Raw genomic sequence first — 1,988 nt, 5'->3', positions numbered from 1 at the left:
CCGCCCAGACCGACCTCGTGGGCCCCCGCGACCCCGAGCTCCGCGTGCTCGGCGGACCGGGCGCCGCGAACGTCGCCTGGCGACGGCTCAAGGAGCGGATCGTGCCAGGCCGCCTCCGCCCGGTCGCCTGCACGGAGCCCGTCGCCACCGGCGCCGCCCTCCTCGCCCTGCGCGCGGCCGCCGCCATCGACCCCGACACCTCGCTGCCCCTCGGCCCCGCCGCGGACAGCGCCCACCCCGCCGCAGAGACGGGCGACCCAGCGCTGCTGGACGCCTTCATCGCCGCGGCGACGCTCCACGAGAAGGAACCCGCATGACCGACACCGCCATCCCCGGCGCCGCTCCCGGCGCCGCCACCGACCTCGCCGCCATCGCCCGACCCGGGGGATCGCTCGCGATGGTCGCGATGGACCAGCGCGAGAGCCTCCGCCACATGTTCGACCTGGCTGGCGCCGGCCGCCCCGCCGACGACGTGCTCATCCGCTTCAAGCTCGACGTCGCCGAGGCGCTCGGGCCGCTCGCGTCCGGGTTCCTGATCGACCGGCACTACGGCTTCGAGGCCGTGCGCGACACCCTCCCGGCCTCCACCGGTCTGATCCTCGCCGCCGACGCGCTCACCCAGGAGGACGGCGGCCCGGTCGAGGAGACGGCGCTGGACGACGTCGTCCTGACCGAGACCGACCTGAACGGGGTCGTCGCCCTCAAGCTGCTCGTCATCTGGCGCCGCGACGAGAAGCGGCAGCAGCGCGTGGAGCTGGTGGAGCGGTTCATCGCCGAGTGCCGCGCCCGCGGGGTGCTCTCGGTGCTTGAGCCGGTCGTCCGCGCGACGCCGCGCGAGCTCGACGACAAGAGCTGGGAGCTCGACGCCGCCATCCGCGAGGCCGCCGCCGAGCTCTCCCCGCTCGGCCCCAGCCTCTACAAGGTGCAGGTGCCGCTCTCCGGGACCGGTGACGAGGCCGAGCAGCGCGCCGCGAGCGAGCGCCTGAACGGGGCGATCACCGGCCCGTGGGTGGTGCTGTCGCAGGGTGTCGACCGCCCGGCGTTCCTCCCCGCGGTCGAGGCGGCCTGCCGGGCGGGGGCCAGCGGGTTCCTCGCCGGGCGTGCGCTGTGGAGCGACGTGGTCGGCACCGCGGACGTCCCCGCCGCCCTCCGCGAGCTCTCCGTCCCGCGCCTGGAGCGCCTGATCGAGGTCGTCGACCGCGAGGCCCGGCCCTGGCAGGAGGCCTGATGCCCACCGCCGGCCTGCTGCACACCGTCCCGGCGCTCGCCGCGACGTTCGACGGGATGCTCGCCTCCGCCGCCGACGCCACCGGATCGGGGCTGCAGCGCGAGCACGTGGTCGACGCGTGGATGCTCGAGACCACCATCCGCGAGGGCGTCACTGCCGAGGTGGAGGCGCGCGTCGCCTCCCACCTCCGTCACCTCGCCGAGTCGGGTGCGGACGCCGTGCTGGTCACCTGCTCCTCCATCGGGGAGGCGGCGGAGGCCGCGGCGGACGGCCTCGGCATCCCGGTCGTGCGCGTGGACGCGGCGATGGCGCAGGAGGCGGTGCGGCTTGCGGGCGCCGGCGCGGCCCACACGCACGCCCCGCTCATCGCCGTCCTCGCCACCAACACCGCCACCCTCGGCCCGACGACGCGCCTGCTCGAGCGCGAGGTCGCCGCGCAGGGGTCGCCCGCGACCGTCGCCGCCACGGTGGTGGAGGGCGCGGCCGCGGCCCGCGCCGCCGGCGACCAGCAGACCCACGACCGGCTCATCGCCGAGGCGGTGCGCGCGGCGGCGACGACCGCCGGGGCGTCCGTGATCGTCCTGGCCCAGGCCTCCATGGCCGCGGCCGCGGAGGGTGCGGGCGTTCCCGTGCCCGTCCTGACTTCTCCGGCCGGCGGCGTCGCCGCCGCGCGCACCGCCTCGGCGCTGAGCCGGTCGTGGGTCTGCTGGTCGCCGGCGGCGCGGGCCGCGGCCGCGCCCTCCCCCCCCGGGGCGGCGCC

2 protein-coding genes and 1 pseudogene are annotated in these 1,988 nt (G+C 77.5%); all 3 read left to right on the top strand.

Annotation, left to right across the window (positions count from 1 at the left end; all coding sequences use genetic code 11):
* Positions 1-317 (top strand): annotated as a pseudogene (locus ACR9ZG_RS18745) (FGGY-family carbohydrate kinase); the annotation flags it as partial.
* Positions 314-1,228 (top strand): hypothetical protein, encoded by a 915-nt coding sequence (locus ACR9ZG_RS18740; protein WP_481286355.1) that lies wholly within the window; start codon positions 314-316, stop codon positions 1,226-1,228. The pseudogene ACR9ZG_RS18745 and the gene ACR9ZG_RS18740, both read left to right, overlap by 4 nt.
* Positions 1,228-1,988, top strand: a 761-nt coding sequence (locus ACR9ZG_RS18735; protein ID WP_481286354.1) for an aspartate/glutamate racemase family protein, incomplete at its 3' end; no start/stop codon positions are given. The genes ACR9ZG_RS18740 and ACR9ZG_RS18735, both read left to right, overlap by 1 nt.

The sequence above is a fragment of the Leifsonia sp. KNZ12-8B genome (genome assembly GCF_056755495.1).
This window is presented reverse-complemented; position numbering and strand designations above follow the sequence as displayed.

Bases quoted from the DNA above. Each gene is read 5' to 3' on its own strand.
- ACR9ZG_RS18740 (WP_481286355.1), top strand. From the start codon at position 314: ATGACCGACACCGCCATCCCCGGCGCCGCTCCCGGCGCCGCCACCGAC.